The sequence below is a fragment of the Arthrobacter sp. 92 genome (assembly GCF_050260325.1).
Taxonomy (GTDB): Bacteria; Actinomycetota; Actinomycetes; order Actinomycetales; family Micrococcaceae; genus Arthrobacter.
In genome coordinates, this window is the sequence record NZ_CP189863.1 from 360,849 (window position 1) to 379,507 (window position 18,659).

Annotated in this window: 15 protein-coding genes; 9 read left to right on the plus strand and 6 right to left on the minus strand. The window is 65.6% G+C overall.

Annotated features, from left to right (window positions below):
* Positions 1 to 627: a dihydroxyacetone kinase subunit DhaL gene (dhaL, locus tag ACP4XC_RS01685; protein ID WP_427173164.1), complete on the plus strand. Its 627-nt coding sequence runs from the start codon at positions 1 to 3 to the stop codon at positions 625 to 627.
* Positions 624 to 1,298, plus strand: coding sequence for a dihydroxyacetone kinase phosphoryl donor subunit DhaM (dhaM, locus tag ACP4XC_RS01690; protein ID WP_427173165.1), 675 nt, complete (start codon positions 624 to 626; stop codon positions 1,296 to 1,298). The genes dhaL and dhaM overlap by 4 nt, the downstream gene beginning before the upstream one ends.
* Positions 1,299 to 1,323: 25 nt before the next feature.
* Here dhaM and ACP4XC_RS01695 read toward each other — a convergent pair whose 3' ends face one another.
* Positions 1,324 to 2,160, minus strand: a complete 837-nt coding sequence (locus tag ACP4XC_RS01695) for an A/G-specific adenine glycosylase (RefSeq protein ID WP_427174979.1) — start codon at positions 2,158 to 2,160, stop codon at positions 1,324 to 1,326.
* Between the two features lie 237 nt (positions 2,161 to 2,397).
* On the opposite strand from ACP4XC_RS01695, the gene ACP4XC_RS01700 reads away from it, so the two are divergent.
* On the plus strand, positions 2,398 to 3,102 hold the full coding sequence (locus ACP4XC_RS01700; RefSeq protein ID WP_427173166.1) for a hypothetical protein: 705 nt from the start codon (positions 2,398 to 2,400) through the stop codon (positions 3,100 to 3,102).
* Positions 3,103 to 3,167: 65 nt separating this feature from the next.
* Here ACP4XC_RS01700 and mmsB read toward each other — a convergent pair whose 3' ends face one another.
* From mmsB to chvE, 3 genes are all read right to left on the minus strand, one after another.
* Positions 3,168 to 4,478, minus strand: coding sequence for a multiple monosaccharide ABC transporter permease (gene mmsB, locus ACP4XC_RS01705; protein WP_427173167.1), 1,311 nt, complete (start codon positions 4,476 to 4,478; stop codon positions 3,168 to 3,170).
* Positions 4,479 to 4,483: 5 nt separating this feature from the next.
* Entirely contained in the window at positions 4,484 to 6,013 is a 1,530-nt protein-coding gene (gene mmsA, locus ACP4XC_RS01710) for a multiple monosaccharide ABC transporter ATP-binding protein (RefSeq protein WP_427173168.1), read from the minus strand.
* 105 nt (positions 6,014 to 6,118) lie between these two features.
* The gene (chvE, locus tag ACP4XC_RS01715; protein ID WP_427173169.1) at positions 6,119 to 7,243 is read right to left on the minus strand and encodes a multiple monosaccharide ABC transporter substrate-binding protein; all 1,125 of its coding nucleotides are present in this window, start codon (positions 7,241 to 7,243) and stop codon (positions 6,119 to 6,121) included.
* Positions 7,244 to 7,576: 333 nt separating this feature from the next.
* Here chvE and ACP4XC_RS01720 point away from each other — a divergent pair, with 333 nt between their 5' ends.
* The 5 genes from ACP4XC_RS01720 (at position 7,577) to ACP4XC_RS01740 (ending at position 13,617) form a co-directional block, all read left to right on the plus strand.
* A complete protein-coding gene (locus tag ACP4XC_RS01720; protein WP_427173170.1) occupies positions 7,577 to 8,590 on the plus strand; it encodes a LacI family DNA-binding transcriptional regulator in 1,014 nt (337 codons plus the stop codon).
* Positions 8,591 to 8,725: 135 nt separating this feature from the next.
* The gene (gene araB / locus ACP4XC_RS01725) at positions 8,726 to 10,441 is read left to right on the plus strand and encodes a ribulokinase (RefSeq protein WP_427173171.1); all 1,716 of its coding nucleotides are present in this window, start codon (positions 8,726 to 8,728) and stop codon (positions 10,439 to 10,441) included.
* Positions 10,438 to 11,145 carry an L-ribulose-5-phosphate 4-epimerase gene (locus tag ACP4XC_RS01730; RefSeq protein ID WP_427173172.1) on the plus strand — a complete coding sequence of 236 codons (708 nt, stop codon included), beginning with the start codon at positions 10,438 to 10,440 and terminating at the stop codon, positions 11,143 to 11,145. The genes araB and ACP4XC_RS01730 overlap by 4 nt, the downstream gene beginning before the upstream one ends.
* 52 nt (positions 11,146 to 11,197) lie before the next feature.
* Positions 11,198 to 12,718 carry an L-arabinose isomerase gene (gene araA / locus ACP4XC_RS01735; protein WP_427173173.1) on the plus strand — a complete coding sequence of 507 codons (1,521 nt, stop codon included), beginning with the start codon at positions 11,198 to 11,200 and terminating at the stop codon, positions 12,716 to 12,718.
* Positions 12,715 to 13,617 carry an aldose 1-epimerase family protein gene (locus ACP4XC_RS01740; protein WP_427173174.1) on the plus strand — a complete coding sequence of 301 codons (903 nt, stop codon included), beginning with the start codon at positions 12,715 to 12,717 and terminating at the stop codon, positions 13,615 to 13,617. Before araA ends, ACP4XC_RS01740 begins: the two co-directional genes overlap by 4 nt.
* A gap of 54 nt (positions 13,618 to 13,671) precedes the next feature.
* Here ACP4XC_RS01740 and ACP4XC_RS01745 read toward each other — a convergent pair whose 3' ends face one another.
* Positions 13,672 to 15,372 carry a phospholipase C gene (locus ACP4XC_RS01745; protein WP_427173175.1) on the minus strand — a complete coding sequence of 567 codons (1,701 nt, stop codon included), beginning with the start codon at positions 15,370 to 15,372 and terminating at the stop codon, positions 13,672 to 13,674.
* 196 nt (positions 15,373 to 15,568) lie between these two features.
* The gene (gene disA / locus ACP4XC_RS01750; RefSeq protein ID WP_427173176.1) at positions 15,569 to 16,645 is read right to left on the minus strand and encodes a DNA integrity scanning diadenylate cyclase DisA; all 1,077 of its coding nucleotides are present in this window, start codon (positions 16,643 to 16,645) and stop codon (positions 15,569 to 15,571) included.
* A 389-nt stretch (positions 16,646 to 17,034) separates the two neighbouring features.
* Between disA and ACP4XC_RS01755 the strand changes: the two genes are divergently transcribed.
* Entirely contained in the window at positions 17,035 to 18,648 is a 1,614-nt protein-coding gene (locus tag ACP4XC_RS01755; RefSeq protein ID WP_427173177.1) for a peptide chain release factor 3, read from the plus strand.
* Positions 18,649 to 18,659 lie beyond the last annotated feature (11 nt).

Below are 18,659 nucleotides of genomic sequence, written 5' to 3' on the forward strand. Positions count from 1 at the left end.
GTGGGGCTGGATGTGACCTGGGCGGTGCGCTGGCTGACCCTGTCGGCCGAGGCGATGGCCGAACACCGGGTGGAACTGATTGAGCTGGACCGTCCCATCGGGGACTCGGATCACGGCGAAAATATGGACCGCGGCTTCAAGGCTGTGATGGACAAGCTGGCCGAGTCGCCGCCGGATACCCCGGGGGCTGCGCTGAAGCTGACTGCCATGGCCTTGATGTCAAAGGTGGGCGGGGCCGCGGGTCCGCTGTATGGAACCGCCTTCCTGCGGGCCGCCACGGCGCTGGGCAGTACCCGGGACATCGACGCCGGCACGCTGGCGGCAGCTCTGCAGGCCGCCCGCGACGGCATTGTGGCGCGCGGCAAGGCCGAATCGGGGGACAAGACGATGGTGGACGCGTGGACTCCGGCGATAGAGGCGGCCGCGCTCGCCGCCGGGGACGGCGACGTGCACAAGGTGCTCCTCGCCGCAGCGGAAGCCGCCGAGGCCGGGGCCGTGTCCACCGATCCGATGCTCGCCCGCAAGGGGCGGGCCAGTTATCTGGGGGAGCGAAGCATCGGCCACCGGGACCCCGGAGCCGTCTCGAGCGCCCTGATCCTGCGCGCTGCCGCCGGAGCTGCCGAATGACGGTGCGGCTCGTTGTTGTGTCCCACAGCGAAAAGATCGCCGACGGCGCCGTCGAACTCGCCGCCCAAATGGCGCCCGACGTCGTGATCCTTCCGGCCGGTGGAACCGACGACGGCCGGATCGGCACCAGCCTGGAGAAGGTTATGGCCGCCATTGAGCAGGCCGCGGGCGCGGACGGCGTGGTGGTCCTCACCGACCTGGGTTCGGCCGTGATGACGGCTGAGTCGGCCGTGGAGTTCCTGCCGGAACCGGATTCGGTCCTGTTGGCTGAGGCGCCCCTTGTGGAGGGCCTCGTGGCTGCCGCTGTTGCCGCCCAGGCCGGCGCCGATGCGGAGGCCGTGAAGGAAGCTGCCGAAGCCGTTTACCGGCCGCCCCTTCCGCCGGAGCTGCCCGCTCATGAGCATCAGCAGCCGCCGGACGCCAGCGGCGATTTCGAGCTGATCAACCAGGCGGGCATGCACGCGCGGCCGGCAGCCAAGATCGCCGGCGGTCTGTCCGGTCTCGACGCGGATGTCACAGTCAACGGCGCCGAGGGCACCTCAATGACCGCACTGATGATGCTGGGCGCACCCAAGGGGACGGTGCTCCATGTGGAGGCAAGCGGCCCGGATGCCGCCAAGGCGATCGACTACGTGGGCCGGATGGTCCAGTCGGGCTTCGGGGAACCCTAGCTTGGGTAAACCGCGGGGCGGCCGCTCAGGCAGGTAGCTGGAAACCGCCGAGGTGAAGTTCCGCCAGGCCGTCCGCCAGGAGGCCGGCCAAGGCACGCTCCAACTGTTCCGGACCCGAGTTCAGCCGGTGCAGGGCCGCCAGCGGAACGCCGACGCCTTCCGGTTCGAAGTCCAGGTCCGCAGGTTTCTGGTGGAACATTTCCGGCGCCACCGGGGCGTCCGCCACACGCAGAACCGCCATCACGGCTCCGCGGACCTGCCGGTCCGTGCCGTGCCAGGACTGCCCTTTCGGCGTGTACGACGGCGCCGGCTCGCCCGCCGCGAGCCATGAACACGCGTGGCGCACCGGGCACTGGGCGCACTTGGGCGCCCGGGCCGTGCAGAGAAGCGCCCCGAGCTCCATAACTGACGCGTTCCAGCGGACAGACAGTTCGACGTCGGCCGGCAACAGCTCTGCCGCGAGCCGCATTTCCGCCGCCGTCAGCGATTGCGACGGCAACGCGGCGCCGGTGAACAGGCGTGCGTGGACGCGGCGGATGTTGGTGTCCACCACGGTCTCGCGGCGCCCGAATGCGAACGCGGCAACCGCTGCCGCGGTGTAGCTCCCCACGCCGGGCAGCTCCAACAGTTCCGTGTAAGTCCCGGGGACCTGGCCGTTATGCCGTTCCACGATTGCGGCGGCCGCCGCGTGCAGCCGAAGCGCCCGCCGCGGGTAGCCGAGCCGGCCCCAGTGCCGCACGGCCTCCCCGGAGGCCTCCGCGGCAAGGTGGGCCGGCGTGGGCCAGCGCCCGAGCCAGTCCTCCCACACGGGCAGTACGCGAACCACCGGCGTCTGCTGCAACATGATTTCGCTGACCAGCACGCCCCAGGCGGAGCGCTCCGGGCGGCGCCACGGCAGCGGCCTGGCTGCAGTCTCGAACCAGGCGTCCAACGTGGCGTGAAGGGTATCCAAGGGCGTCCCGGGGAGTCGAGGAGCCGGGGACGTGAGGGTGGATTGGGCTAAGGGTTTGATGCAAATACTGTAGTGGATACGGGTCCGGAAGCCGCCTCCCGGCGTGGTGGTGCTCCGTTAGGCCCCGATGTTCTCTAGCCTAGAAGGATGGTCAGGCAAGGCACTTCAGGAAAGAACGGTTCCAAACCGAAGGGCACAGCCAGCCGTCAATCCGCGCGGCCCCCCGTGGCCGCCGTTTATCGCCGCCGCAGGCTCTTTGTGGCAGTGATTCTCCTGGTTGTCCTTGCCGTGGGGCTGGGCGGGTTCGCCGTCGTCTCGGCCGTAGTCAACGGCGCGTCGGAGCAGGCATCATCCACCGACCGGAGTGCGGGCGCCACAGCGGCTGCCTCTGCCTCCGCGCTGGCCTCAACGGGCGCCAGCGCGAGTGCAAGCCCCACGCCCAGCGCCACGTCCGCCACACCCACCTGTGATTTGAACCTGGTCACGGTGTCCGCCTCCACTGACAAGGGGGCCTATGCTGCCGGTGAGAATCCGGTGCTCAGCATGAAGGTCACCAATGGCGGGAAGGCTCCCTGCGAGGTGAACCTCGGAACCTCTCAGATGGAGTACACCATCACCAGCGGCTCCGACCGGATCTTCTCCTCCGCGGACTGCCAGTCCGACAGCGGAGACCTCGTGAAGACCATCGCTCCGGGCCAGAGTGAAACCGCGAACTTCCCGTGGCAGCGCAACCGCACGGTGCCCGGCTGCGCGGCGGTAGCGGCAAAGCCCGGCTCCGGCGGGGCCTACTATATTTTCATCGCACGCCTGGGCAACAAGACCAGCCCCAAGGCCGTCTTCCAGCTCAACTGAGCCGCGGCACAACAAACCCCTCCCCCGGGCGGGTGGTGCCCGGGAGAGGGGTTTGAGCTGATGGTCTAGGGGTCGGGGACAGTGCTCCCCTGGCGGGAACCGGCGCCGGCAGTAACCGGGCGCTCCGTCGCCGGTTTTGCCGCCTCAGTGGCAGGAGGAGTGGTCTTGAGCTTGAACCGCTTGCCCAGGTTGCTTCCGCCGCCACTGCTGCGGTTCTTGTTGAAGATGTCGAAGCCGACGGCGAGCAGAAGAACCAAGCCCTTGATGAGCTGCTGATAATCCGTGCCGAGGCCGAGGATGGACATGCCGTTGTTCAGCACGCCCATGATGAGGCCGCCGATCATGGCTCCCGCCACGGTGCCGATCCCGCCCTGGACCGCGGCGCCGCCAATGAAGGCCGCCGCGATGGAGTCCAGTTCGAAGCCGGTGCCGCCCGCGGGCTGTGCCGAGTTGAGGCGGGCCGTGAACACCAGGCCGGCCAGTGCTGCCAGCACACCCATGTTGACGAAGAGCCTGAAGGTGACGGCCTTTGTCTTGACGCCGGACAGCTCGGCGGCGTGGAGGTTGCCGCCGATGGCATAGGTGTGGCGGCCGAACACGCTGTTGTTCATCAGCGCCGTGTACACAATCACCAGCACGGCGAGCACAATCAGCACGATCGGAGTGCCGCGGTAGCTCGCGAGGAGGAAGGTGATGGTCAGCATCAGCAGTGCGATGAACGTGGTCTTGGTGGCGAACCAGGCCATCGGTTCGTTCTCCAGGTCATACTTCTTCCGGATCCGGCGCTCCTTGACGGCCTGAATCAGCAGTGCAATGGTGGCGCCCACGCCAAGGATGACGGTCAGCCATTCCAGCACCGACGTGCCCCCGGAGATGTCCGGGAGGAAGCCGCCGCCAAGAGCGCGCAGCTCGGCCGGGAACGGAGTGATCTGCTGGTTCTTGAGGGTGATCAGGGTCAGGCCCCGGAAGATCAGCATGCCGGCCAGGGTCACGATGAAGGCGGGAATGCCGACGTAGGCGATCCAGTATCCCTGCCAGGCGCCCACGAGCGCGCCCACGAGCAGGCACGCGGGGATGGCCAGCCACCAGGCCCATCCCCAGTGGACGATCATGACGCCGGCAACGGCGCCGATGAAGCCTGCGACCGATCCCACGGAGAGGTCGATGTGGCCGGCGATGATTACCATCACCATGCCGATCGCCAGAATGAGGATGTAGCTGTTCTGGACCACCAGGTTGGTGACGTTCTGCGGCTCCAGGAGGATTCCTCCCGTGAGTCCCTGGAACAAAAGGACGATCAGGATCAGGGCGACGAAGATGCCTACCTGACGGAGGCGGCTTGTCAGGAAGCCGAGGGATTCTCGTAGGGCGGACATGCTCGTTATTCCTTCTCTTTGGTCATGTAGTGCATAAGGGTTTCCTGCGAGGCTTCGGCGATGGGGACTTCGCCGGTGATGCGTCCCGCGGACAGGGTGTAGATCCGGTCGCAGATGCCCAGGAGTTCGGGGAGCTCGGAGGAGATCACGATGACCGCTTTTCCTTCGGCGGCGAGCTTGGCGATGATCGTGTAGATCTCGAACTTGGCGCCGACGTCGATTCCGCGGGTGGGCTCATCGAGGATGAGGACGTCCGGATCGGAGAACATCCATTTGCTCAGCACCACTTTCTGCTGGTTGCCGCCCGAAAGCTTGCCGGTGATGGCGGCCACCGAGGGAGCCTTGATGTTCATGCTCTTTCGGTAGCCGTTGGCCACAATGGTTTCTTCGTTCTTATCCACCCACCCCCGCTTGACGAGCTTGCGGAGCGCCGCCATGGAGATGTTGCGTTTGATGTCCTCAATGAGGTTCAGTCCGTACAGCTTGCGGTCTTCGGTGGCGTAGGCGATGCCGTGCTTGATGGCGTCCGAAACGGTGGCGGTGTTGATTTCCTTGCCGTATTTGAGCACTTTCCCGGACGTGGCCGTGCCGTAGGTGCGGCCGAACACGCTCATGGCAAGCTCGGTCCGGCCGGCTCCCATCAGTCCGGCCAGCCCCACGACTTCGCCTTTGCGGACGTTGAGGTTGGCGTTGCTGACCACCATGCGGGTATGGTCCTGCGGGTGCCGGACCGACCAGTCCTCGATCCGTAGGACCTCCTCGCCGATCTTTGGGTCGCGGTCCGGATACAGGCTCTCCAGGTCCCGGCCCACCATGCCGCGGATGATGCGTTCCTGGGTGATCTGGCCTTCATCGAGGCGGAGCGTCTCGATGGTCTTGCCATCCCGGATGATGGTCACCGCGTCCGCCACCTTCCGGATCTCGTTGAGTTTGTGGCTGATGATGATGCTGGTGACGCCCTGGCCCTTCAGGTGCAGGATCAGGTCCAGCAGGTGCCCGGAGTCTTCGTCGTTGAGCGCGGCAGTGGGCTCGTCCAGGATCAGCAGTTTGACCTCTTTGGAGAGCGCCTTGGCGATCTCGACGAGCTGCTGCTTGCCCACGCTGATGTGCTGGACGGGGGTGACGGGGTTTTCGCTCAGGCCAACGCGTGCCAGCAGCTTGGCGGCCTCGAGGTTGGTTTTGCGCCAGTCCACCCAGCCGTTCCTGGCCTGTTCGTTGCCGAGGTAGATGTTTTCGGCGATGGAAAGGTACGGGCTGAGCGCCAGTTCCTGGTGGATGATGACAATTCCGCGCTTCTCGCTGTCAGTGATGCTGGAGAAGTTGCACGGCTCGTTTTCGAAGAGGATCTCTCCGTCGAAGGAGTTGTGCGGGTAGACGCCGGAGAGAACTTTCATGAGGGTGGATTTTCCGGCGCCGTTTTCGCCGCAGATGGCATGCACTTCGCCGCGGTTCACGTCCAGGGTGACGTCCTGGAGGGCTTTTACGCCCGGGAAGGTCTTGGTGATTCCTCGCATTTGAAGAATAGGTGTGTTCATCGTCAATTCCCACTGGCTGGTCGGGACTGGGCCGCCTGCGGCTGCAGGGACCTCCGGCAGGGGTTGTGGCCGGGCCGCATGCCCGGCCACAACCCCGCGACATTCCTACTTGACGTCGGCGTCGGTGTAATAGCCGGAGTCGATCAGTTCCTTCTTGTAATTGTCCTTGGTGATAATCACGGACTTGAGCAGGTAGGCCGGAACAACCTTGACCTTGTTGTTGTAGGTCTTGGTGTCGTTGGTCTCGGGTTCCTGGCCCTTCAGCAGGGCGTCGACCATCTTCACGGCCTGGGAACCGAGCTGACGGGTGTCCTTGAAGATGGTGGAGTACTGCTCGCCGGCGATGATGGACTTCACTGAGCCCTTTTCGGCGTCCTGGCCCGTTACGATGGGCAGGCTTCCCTTGGCGTAGCCGCCGGTGCTGGTCAGGGCCGAGATGATGCCGATGGAGAGTCCGTCATACGGGGAGAGTACGCCGTTGAGCTTGGTCCCGGAACTGTAGGCGGCGGTGAGGATGTCCTCCATGCGCTTCTGGGCAACCGGGGCCTGCCACCGCAGGATGGCGGCCTGCTCAAACTTGGTCTGGCCGCTGGGGACCTTGAGGGTTCCGGCGTCCATGTATGGCTTGAGGGTGTCCATGGCGCCGGTCCAGAAGAAGTTGGCGTTGTTGTCATCCGGGCTGCCTGCGAAGAGTTCCACGTTGAAGGGGCCCTTGCCATCCACCTTCTTGCCGTTGGCATCGACGAGGCCCAGCCCCGTCAGGAGCGAGGTGGCCTGTTGCACGCCCACGGTGTAGTTGTCGAACGTGGTGTAGTAGTCCACGTTCGGCGTGCCGTTGATGAGCCGGTCGTAGGCGATGACCTTGACGTTCTGTTCCTTCGCCTTGGCGAGGACATCGGTGAGGGTGGTGCCGTCGATGGCCGCGATGATGAGTGCCTTGGCGCCCTTGGTCAGCATGTTCTCGATCTGCGAGACCTGCGTGGGGATGTCGTCATTGGCGAACTGGACGTCCGTCTTGTAGCCAAGTTTGGTCAATGAATCGGCCACGTTCTTGCCGTCCGCGATCCAGCGTTCGGAGGTCTGGGTCGGCATCGAGATGCCCACCAGCGCGCCGGAGTTGTCAGCGCTTGCGGACGGGTTTGCCGCGCCTCCGCGGGCCCCGCATCCTGTGGCCCCCACAGTGAGTGCGAGGACGACGGCGAACGCGCCGAGAAGTTTCTTGATTCTCACGATATTCTCCTTCCGCGGACAACGTAGTCCGCGAACTGAAACTGGCCCCGGTACGCATCTGCGCTGTAACGCTGGCTCAGTAGTAAGGTCCGGTTAGCAAGATCAACGGGCGTGAACGGCGTCGTTCTTTGTTAGCGCTAACAAGTCTGTCCTGAGTAAAATATCACCGGCCCTCCTGTGAGTCAACTCACAGCGCGGCGAGGCCGCCCCTGGGTGCCACCGCGAGCCCGGAACTGCGCCCCACCGAAGGCGCCCGGTTTCGTGGTCCGCGCCGGCCGTAGGATGTGGAGCAATACTTTGCTCCACTCCAATCGGGACTGAAAGGTACCTCATATGGGGAACGTTAGCGATAGACGTCCACCGCGCCTTGAGGACGTCGCCTCCCATGCCGGCGTCTCGCACCAGACCGTCTCGCGGGTGGTCAACAACCACCCGAACGTCAGCAAGGCCACCCGCGAGCGGGTGGAGGCGGCCATCGCCGAGCTCGGCTACCGTCGCAATACCGCCGCCCGGAGCCTGGTGACCAGAAGGTCCCTGACCATTGGGGTCCTGGGTGCCGAGCTTGCCCAGTATGGGCCGGCGAACACGCTTTTGGGTGTTCAGCGGGCCGCCCGCGAGGCCGGCTACTTCGTCAGCATCGCCGCGCTGAAGGACTCGGGCGCGGAGTCCATCGCTGATGCGGTCCGGCACTTCAAGGACCAGGGGGTGGATGGAATCATCGCCCTCGTCCCGCACGAGGTGACCCTCCGGACCTTGTCGGAGCTGAATCTTGACGTGCCCGTGGTGGTGGTCGGAACGGGCGGCAAAGGATCCTTCAGCGGCGCCATGGTGGATCAGAGGCGGGGCGCCCGGATGGCGGTCGCCCACTTGATCGGGCTGGGTCACCGGCGGATCGGCCATATTTCCGGTCCGCTGGACTGGATTGACGCCGCGGAACGGACCGAGGGCTGGCGCCAGGAGCTGGCCGAGGCCGGCCTGGCTGACGATCTGTTGGTGGAGGGCGACTGGAGTGCGGGCAGCGGCTACCGCATCGGCCAGCGTCTGGCCACCGGCCGTCAGGCCACGGCGGTGTTTGTGGGCAATGACCAGATGGCACTGGGGCTGCTGCGTGCATTTAGCGAAGCCAACGTCCGCGTGCCCCAGGACGTCTCCTTGGTTGGTTTCGATGACCAGCCGGAGGCGGCCTATTTCACCCCGCCGCTGACCACCGTGCGGCAGGATTTCGAGGAGCTCGGGCGGCGCTGCATGGACATGATGCTGGCCCAGATCCAGGACGGTTCCGCTGGCGGGACCACCGTGGTCGCTCCCGAACTTGTGGTCCGCGCCAGCACCTCCCGGCCCGGGTAGCGTCGACGGCCGGGGGCGGGGGGAAGATGGGGCATCAGCCGACGAATCGACACGGGACTCCTTGACACGCATCTTGTTAGCGCTCACAATTAACCCCGGGCCGCGAAGTGGCGGGCAAGTTATCGGGAGGACTTCATGGACGTCGATGTGGACGGCAGAGAAAGCTTTGTTATTGGGGTGGACTACGGCACCCTGTCGGGCCGGGCAGTGGTGGTGCGCATAAGTGATGGCAAGGAACTCGGCAGCGCCGTGTTCGACTACCCCCACGCCGTGGTCACCGAAGCCCTCCCGGCCGATACCGCAGGAGCGGACGCCGTCCGGCTCCCCGGAGAATGGGCGCTGCAGGTGCCCAACGACTACCGTGACGTGCTCCGGCACGCGGTCCCGGCCGCCATCGCGCAGGCAGCGATCGATCCCGCCGCCGTCGTCGGAATTGCCACCGACTTCACAGCCTGCACCATGGTACCGGCGAAAGCTGACGGCACCCCGCTGAACGAGCTGCCGGAATTCGCCAACCGCCCGCACGCGTACGTCAAGCTGTGGCGCCACCACGCGGCTCAGGCGCAGGCGGACCGCATCAACGAACTTGCCCGCGAGAGGGGCGAAACGTGGCTGCCGCGCTACGGCGGGCTCATCTCCTCGGAATGGGAATTTGCCAAAGGGCTCCAGCTGCTGGAAGAGGATCCCGAAACCTATGCGGCCATGGACCGCTGGGTGGAAGCCGCGGACTGGATAGTCTGGCAACTCTGCGGAAAGTACGTCCGCAATGCCTGCACCGCCGGCTACAAGGGCATCTACCAGGACGGGGCGTACCCGTCCGAAGGCTTCCTCGCCGCCCTGAACCCGGGCTTCAAAGACTTTGTCAGCGCCAAGCTCCAGCACACCATCGGCCGTCTGGGCGATGCTGCCGGATACCTCACTGCGGAGGCCGCAGCCTGGACAGGGCTGCCCGAGGGAATCGCGGTGGCAGTGGGCAATGTGGACGCCCACGTCACCGCACCCGCAGCCAAAGCCGTGGAACCGGGACAGCTGGTTGCCATCATGGGCACGTCCACGTGCCATGTCATGAACGGCGACGAGCTGCGCGAAGTGCCCGGGATGTGCGGTGTGGTGGACGGCGGAATCGTGGACGGGCTGTGGGGTTACGAGGCCGGCCAGAGCGGAGTGGGGGACATCTTCGGCTGGTTCACCAAGTTTGGGGTCCCGCCCGAATACCACGAGGCGGCAGCACTCAAGGGGCTCGACATCCACGGGTACCTCACGGAACTCGCCTCCCGCCAGGCGATCGGGCAGCACGGGCTCATCGCCCTGGACTGGCACTCCGGAAACCGCTCGGTCCTGGTGGACCACGAGCTCTCCGGCACCATCGTCGGCCAGACCCTGGCCACTCGCCCGGAGGACACCTACCGCGCGCTGCTTGAGGCCACGGCGTTCGGCACCCGCACGATCGTGGACGCATTCCGGGAGTCCGGCGTGCCGGTGAAGGAGTTCATTGTGGCCGGAGGGCTGCTGAAAAACCCCCTGCTGATGCAGATTTACGCGGATGTCACGGGACTGCCACTTTCCACCATCGGCTCCACCCAGGGCCCCGCGCTGGGCTCGGCAATCCACGCCGCCGTGGCGGCGGGGAAGTACCCGGACATCCGGGCCGCCGCGGCCGCGATGGGCTCAGAACCCGGCGCCGTGTATGCCCCCATCGCCGAAAACGTGGCCGCGTACGACGAGCTTTTCCAGGAGTACCGGACGCTCCATGACTACTTCGGCCGGGGAGCAAACGATGTGATGCACCGTCTCAAAGCCATCCAGCGGAACTCCACCGCGTCCCTTCTCGCCACCGGGGTCTCGGCATGAGCGCGCTGCTGGACACCATCGAACGGACGCGCCGCGAAGTCTGCACCCTGCACGCCGAACTGACCCGCTACCAACTGGTGGTGTGGACGGCCGGAAACGTCTCGGCCCGGGTCCCCGGGCACGACCTTATGGTCATCAAGCCCTCTGGAGTCTCCTACGACGATCTGGCGCCGGAGCTTATGGTGGTGACCGATCTCTACGGAATTCCCGTCAGCGGGGCCTCTACCGGGAACGGCAACATGGCGGAGTGGTCCAACCCGGCCCTTACACCGTCCTCGGATTCGGCAGCGCACGCCTATGTCTACCGGCACATGCCCGAAGTGGGCGGAGTGGTCCACACCCACTCCACGTATGCCACAGCATGGGCCGCCCGGGGAGAGGCCGTCCCGTGTGTGTTGACCATGATGGGCGACGAATTTGGCGGCAGTATCCCCGTGGGGCCCTTCGCCCTGATCGGTGATGACTCGATCGGCCGCGGAATCGTGGAAACCCTGCAGGCGTCCCACTCTCCGGCGGTCCTGATGCAGAACCACGGCCCCTTCACCATCGGCAAGGACGCCCGCGCCGCCGTCAAGGCCGCCGTGATGTGCGAGGAAGTGGCCCGGACCGTCCATATTGCGCGCCAGCTGGGCGAACCGATCCCCATCGACGAGGCCAAAATCGAGTCGCTCTTCGAGCGTTACCAGAACGTCTACGGCCGCTAGGCCGCTTCCCATGCAACCCCCGAATTCGGCAACACTTCCGCAGGAGAGAACCATGTCACAGGCCAACAACACCTCCCTCGAGCCCTATGAAGTCTGGTTCCTCACGGGCAGCCAGCACCTCTACGGCGAAGACGTCCTCAAACAGGTGGCCGCGCAGTCGCAGGAGATCGCAAACCAGCTCAACCGCTCCTCCGACGTTCCCGTCAAAGTTCTCTGGAAGCCGGTGCTCACCGACTCGGACGCCATCCGCCGCACGGCCCTTGAAGCGAACGCCGACGACGCCGTCATCGGCGTGACCGCGTGGATGCACACGTTCTCACCGGCAAAGATGTGGATCCAGGGCCTTGACCTGCTGCGCAAGCCGCTCCTGCACCTGCACACCCAAGCCAATGTGGAGCTGCCCTGGGCTGACATAGACTTCGATTTCATGAACCTCAACCAGGCCGCGCACGGCGACCGCGAGTTCGGCTACATCCAGTCCCGCATCGGCATCCCGCGCAAAACCGTGGTGGGCCACGTGTCCAACCCCGAGGTGACCCGCCAAGTGGGAGCGTGGCAGCGCGCGTCGGCCGGCTGGGCCGCCGTCCGCACCCTCAAGCTGACCCGCTTCGGTGACAACATGCGCAACGTCGCCGTGACCGAAGGCGACAAGACCGAAGCCGAGCTGCGTTTCGGCGTGTCGGTTAACACCTGGTCCGTCAACGAGCTCGCCGACGCAGTGCACGGCGCGGAAGAGTCCGACGTCGACACCCTGGTAGCCGAGTACGAGCGCCTCTACGACGTTGTTCCGGAACTGCGCGCCGGCGGGGACCGCCACGACTCCCTGCGCTACAGCGCCCGCATTGAACTGGGGCTGCGCAGTTTCCTCGAAGCCAACGGTTCTGCCGCCTTCACCACGTCCTTCGAGGATCTTGGAGCCCTGCGCCAGCTCCCCGGCATGGCCGTGCAGCGGTTGATGGCCGACGGTTACGGCTTCGGCGCCGAAGGCGACTGGAAAACCGCGATCCTGGTCCGCGCCGCCAAGGTCATGGGGGCCGGCCTGCCGGGCGGCGCGTCCCTGATGGAGGACTACACCTATCACCTCGCCCCCGGTCAGGAGAAAATTCTGGGCGCGCACATGCTGGAGGTCTGCCCGTCGCTGACCACTGCGAAGCCCCGCGTGGAAATCCACGCGTTGGGCATCGGCGGCAAGGAAGACCCCGTACGCATGGTGTTCGACACGGATGCCGGACCCGGCGTCGTCGTGGCCCTCTCGGACATGCGCGACCGCTTCCGCCTGGTGGCGAACGCCGTCGACGTGGTGGATCTGGACGAGCCCCTGCCGAACCTTCCGGTGGCCCGGGCACTCTGGTCCCCTCGGCCCGATTTCGCCACCTCCGCCGCCGCGTGGCTCACCGCCGGGGCCGCGCACCACACCGTGCTGACCACCGCGGTGGGCATGGACGTGTTCGAGGACTTCGCCGAGATCGCCCGCACCGAGCTGCTGACCATTGACGCGGACACCACCCTCAAACAGTTCAAGAAGGAGCTGAATTGGAACTCGGCTTATTACAAGCTGGCGAGCGGCCTGTGAGCGCAGACGAATACAGGCTCAGTGCCGGAGAATACACCGCCGTGGTCACGGCGCGGGCGGCCGCACTCCGGCAGCTTCGCCATCGGGAGCGTGACCTGATTGTCCCCTTCCCGGAAGGAGGCCCCATTCCGGACTACCGCGGTATTCTTGCCGCGCCGTGGCCCAACCGGATCGCGGACGGCGCCTACACCTTCGACGGCGTGGCCTATCAGGCGCCGGTCAACGAACCCGAGCGCGGCTGCGCCCTGCATGGCTTCGCCTTCGGCCTGGACTGGAGCCTGGAGTCCAGGGACGAGTCATCCGTGGTGCTGTCCTGCATCATCGGACCCGGGGCCGGCTACCCATCCGCCCTTCGCGTCACGGCACGCTACCAGCTGGACGAAAACGGCCTGCACAGCGGCGTGACAGCCACCAACATCGGTGAGCGGACAGCACCGTACGGTGTGTGTCCGCACCCTTACCTGGTGGCTGGGCCGGCCCCGCTTGATGAATGGACCCTCGAGGTCCCCGCCCGGTCCTTCCTTGAGGTCACCCCCGACCGGCTGTTGCCGGCCGGCCTCCGGCCCGTGACGGACCATGAGTTCGACTTCCGTCGGCAACGGACCATCGGTGCCACCGAAATCGACCACGCCTTCACCGGCATCGACTTTGACGGTGAAGGCCGCGCCCGGCTGATAGCCCGTGATCCGGGCGGGACCGGCGTCGGCATCGCATGGGACCGCAGCTGCCAGTGGCTTCAGGTCCACACCGCTGACAAACCCGCCCCGCTGCCCAACCGGCTGGGTCTCGCCGTGGAACCCATGACGTGTCCGCCAGATGCGTTCAACAGCGGCTTGGACCTGATCAGGCTGGAGCCCGGCGATACCCACGAAGCCTCGTGGAGCATCTTCGCCGCCTGAGCCCCAGCCCGTGCCTGATGGTTCCAGCCCGATCAGTTATGTGCCGCAGAAGGCCTAGTTCCCGGCCTTGTCGCTGGTTTCACCCTTGCCATGGTTGCCTTCGGTGATGCTGGCGATGGCTCCGGTTTGTTCGTTGAGCAGCAATTTGTCGGTGCGCTCGTGGTTGAAGTTGAACATCGCCGCCATTGAGCCTGCCGTGGCGTCCGCGGAGGAGTCTCCGATCTGGCCCGTGTGCCAGTTCTCCTCGACGAACCGCAGAATCGAGGCCTGATCCGTCTGGGTGTGATCCACGAAGTTCTTCTTGGCGTACGGGGAGATGACAATCAGCGGCTGGCGCGGCCCGGGACCGCAGCGGTCGGCGTAACCGCCGGCCATCGGAACGCCTTTGTTGTAGGCGCTCAGGCACCAGGCGGCGTCGTCGGCGTTGTTGGAGGAGTTCTTGACCCCTGCTGCGACGTGGTCATACCAGCCGTCGGAGTCGTCATAGGCGAGGACCACGGCGGTGCTGTCCCAGTTCTTCGACTGCTGGATCGCGTTCACCTGGGCGGTGATGAATTTCTGTTCGTCGATGGGGTCCGAGTATCCTGCGTGGCCGTCCTGGTAGTTGCCCGCCTTGAGGAATGAGACCGCCGGCATGTTCTCCGAATTGACCACCTTGCTGAAATCGGCGGTGTCGTACTGATGGTTGGCCTGACCATTGTGGCCGATCTCCGCGTCGCTGGCGGGGGCCACGTGATGGGGGTTCGATGTCGACTTGTAGTACTGGAAGGGCTGGTGGTGCGGGTTGTAGTCGGTCACCGTGGCGCCCGCCACGTTCGTGTGGGTGGCCCCGCAGGAGGCGGGGGACGTGGCGGTGGCCGGGGTGGTCGGGGCGAAACCGCCCTGGAACCAGCCCCAGCTCACGCCCTTGTCTTTGAGCAGGTCGCCGATGTTCCTGCCGCTCATGCCCGCAAGGTTGTTGGTAGTGGTGTGGCTGTTGTTCGAGCAGTCGTCATAGACCGGATCCGGATCATTGATCATGGTGCCGACGCCGTTCGCGTCCGGAGCGCGGACCGTGTAGTCACTTGACGCCGGCTTGACCGGCTGGCCGGCGGCGGTGAATTCGCTCACCCCGTGGGTCTGTCCCGAGACCAGATTCAGCGCGCCGGGGCTCGAGGGTCCGAAAACGGTACTGAAGTGTGAGTCGCTCATGGAATAGTTCTGGGCGTAGTTCCAGAGCCCGGTGACCGTGTTGCCGTCGTAGTAATCCATGGTCAGCCCCGGGCGGCCGTACTGGCCCGCGCCGCACGCGTCCTTGCTGGTGTTCTCCACGAACAGGTTCATGAGGCCACCGTTGTAGGCCTTCTGCTCAGACGTGTATTTATGGTCCTGGTCGCATGTGACGGCCTGGGCCGGCGAAAGCCGGGACGGTTGGACGGAGTTCGGGTTCTGCGGCGCGAGCAGGTTGTCGTGCGCGAGGGTGGCGATGTCCTTGGGCGTGTCCTTCGCCGCCGCGAATGTGGCGGCGCCGGTTCCGGTACCTTGCTGGCTTTCGCCGGACGTGTTCGTGGCCTTGGGGTAGGTGGCGAAGTAATGGTCAAATGACACGTTCTCGCCGAAGATCACAACGACGTGCTTGATGGGCGTCGCTGTGCCGTCAGGATTTTCGACGGCGGAAGCCGGAACGGCTCCGAAACCGACAAGTCCTGCCGCAAGAGTCGAGACCGCCAGCGCCGCGGCGCCTGTGGCAGCAGCCAGTGATTTGAGATGTTTCATGGGTTTCCTGATCGTCGTCCGGTGCCGGCATCGCAGGCAGAGTCTTGCCCCATAGATTGGACCTTTGCCCCTGTCCGGGCTCCGAGCCTAGACCGCGTGGGTGAACCCCGGGCAAACCGGAATCATACTTTCGGTTGCCGTCACGCAGGGGTTTGGTACTGACTTGGGAGGACGAACATGCCTCAGAAGAGAGGGCCTACAGGAACCTGTCCAGCAGGCTTGCCTCGGCCATCCGGCTCAGGCCTTCGCGGACGGTCCTCGCGCGCTGGTCGCCGATGCCGTCCACGGTCATGAGGTCATCGATGGTGGCCGCCATAAGGAACTGCAGGCCGCCGAAGTGATCCACCAGGCGGTCCGCCACTGCTTTGGGAACAGCCTTTAGTCCCGACAGGAGGCGGTAGCCGCGCGGCTGGACAACGGCGTCGAGCGTTTCCACCCCGCCGGCAAAGCCGATGATGCCCGCGATCTTGCTCAGGTCGATCAGCTCGGTGGGCCCCAGGCTGAGCAGCGCGCTGACGGCCCCGTCGATGTCCTCCGCTGAAGCATTCGGGCCGGCGTAGTCGCGGATGATCACGTCGCTGCCAGGCCCGCGGCCCACGGTGAGCTCATCGAGCTGGAGGGACAGCAGCCGGCCGTCCTCGCCGAGCTCCAGGACATACTGGGAGATCTCCTCGGAGATCCGGCGCACCATTTCCTGGCGCTGCAGGGTGACCGCAACATCGCGGACCGTCACCATGGCCTCGATTTCCAGGGCCGAGAGGGAACTGGTCACCTGGTCCAGGCGTGAACGGTAGCGCTCCAGCGTTGCCAGGGCCTGGTTGGCCCGGGCCAGGACCTTTTCCGAGCCTTCCAGGACGTGGCGCAGCCCGTTCACGTAGAGGGCGATGATCTGCATGGACTGGCTGACCGAGATGACCGGTACGCCCGTCTGGATGGCGACGCGTTCCGCCGTGCGGTGCCGGGTGCCGGACTCCTGCGTTTCGATGCTGGAGTCCGGCACCAGCTGCACTGCGGCGCGCAGGATGTTACTGGCATCCTTGTCGCAGATGATGGCGCCATCCATCTTGGCCAGCTCGCGCAGGCGGGTGGGAGAGAAATCAATTCCGATGTCGAAACCGCCGGAGCAGATGGATTCGATGGTCCGGTCCGAACCCAGGACGATCAGCGCGCCGGTGCGCCCGCGGAGGATGCGTTCCAGGCCGTCGCGGAGCGCGGTGCCTGGAGCCACTCTGCCCAGAGTCGCCTTGAGCGAATCTTCAGGGCTCCGAGCCATAGGTTTTCCCTTCAAAGGTGCGGACAACTGCCCGCAAGTATGCCGGTTTTACGATTCCGCCGGCAGGACCAAAAGTACTCGGTTTCCCGTCTGCTCAATACTAAAGGCAAAGCTGGCCTTTAACCGCACGGACAAGCCTCAAAGTGCCTCATTCGGCCTTCCGGCGCAATGGCCTTCGGGGCAAGCGGGCGGCGGCGGCCCCGGGCGGCACTTTGCCGCCCATCTGCGCAGTTGGGCAGCCTGCGATAAACTTGAGGTCTTGGCTGCGGACCAAACCGCGCCAGCCGGCACCCATTAACATCCCGCCATCCCCCGGCCCCACCCTCCCGGGCCACGCCCGTTCGGCCCAGAACCGCGGCCGGCCCCGGAAACACAGCGAAAGTAGCACCGTGTCCCAAGAAGTCCTTAGCCCCGCCCGAGTCCAGGAGATTCACAAGCAGGCGAACCGGCGTCGGACTTTTGCTGTCATCTCGCACCCGGACGCGGGCAAGTCCACCCTCACTGAGGCGCTGGCCCTGCACGCGAAGGTGATCGGCACTGCCGGCGCCTCCAGCGGCAAGGCAAACCGCAAGGAAACCGTCTCGGACTGGATGCAGATGGAAAAGGACCGCGGTATTTCCATTAGCTCCGCGGCCCTGCAGTTCTCCTACCGCGACACCGTGATCAACCTGCTGGACACCCCGGGCCACGCGGACTTCTCCGAGGACACCTACCGCGTCCTGGCCGCCGTGGACTGCGCAGTGATGCTCGTGGACGCGGCCAAGGGCCTGGAAACCCAGACCATGAAGCTGTTCGAGGTCTGCAAGCAGCGCAACCTGCCCATCATCACCGTGATCAACAAGTGGGACCGTCCCGGCCTGGACGCCTTGGCGCTGATGGACGAAATCACCGAACGCACCGGGCTGCAGCCCATGCCGCTGACCTGGGCCGTCGGTATCTCCGGCGATTTCAGAGGCGTCTGGGACCTGCGCAATGACCGCTTCGCCCAGTTCAAGCGCAACAACGCGGGCGCCAACATCGCCCTGACGGAGTACTTCACCCCGGAGGAGGCCGCCGCCAGCCAGGGAGGGGACTGGTCCAACGCCGTGGACGAAGCCGGACTGGTCATCGAATCCAACCTTGAGTTCGACGTCGATGCCTTCCACGCCGGCAAGGCAACACCCATCCTCTTCAGCTCCGCCGCCCTGAACTTCGGTGTCAAGGAGATCCTGGACGCCTTGGTGGACTTCGCACCGCCGGCCGCCCCCCGCCCCGACGTCGCCGGGGAACCGCGTGCCGTGGACGCCCCGTTCGCCGGCTTTGTCTTCAAGGTCCAGGCCGGAATGAACAAGGCACACCGCGACCACGTTGCCTTCATCCGGGTCTGCTCCGGCGTCTTCGAGCGCGGCATGGTGGTCACCCAGGGCCGCACCGGCAAGTCCTTCGCCACCAAGTACGCCCAGCAGGTGTTCGGCCGGGAGCGCGAAGTGATCGACGAAGCGTTCCCGGGTGACGTGGTGGGCCTGGTCAACGCGTCCTCCCTGCGCGTTGGGGACAGCCTGTTCCTGGAGCAGCCCGTGGAGTTCCCCGCCATCCCCCTGTTCGCGCCGGAGCACTTCCAGGTGGCCCGGTCCAAGGACCCCAGCCGCTTCAAGCAGTTCCGCCGGGGCATCGAGCAGCTCGAGCACGAGGGCGTCATCCAGGTGCTCCGCTCCGACATCCGCGGCGACCAGGCGCCGGTGCTCGCCGCCGTCGGCCCCATGCAGTTCGAAGTGGTGGAGGACCGCATGGCGCACGACTTCAGCGCGCCGATGCGCCTGGAGCGGCTGCCCTACTCGATGGCAAGGATCACGACGGCGGACGCCATGCCGGCGCTGGCGAACGTGACAGGCGCAGAGGTGCTGCTCCGTTCGGACGGGGAGTACCTGGCGCTGTTCAATGACATCTGGGCGCTTCGCAGGATCGAGAAGAACCTGCCGGAACTGACGCTGGTCCCGATCGGCACCCACAACCCCGCCAAGTAAGCATCAGCAGC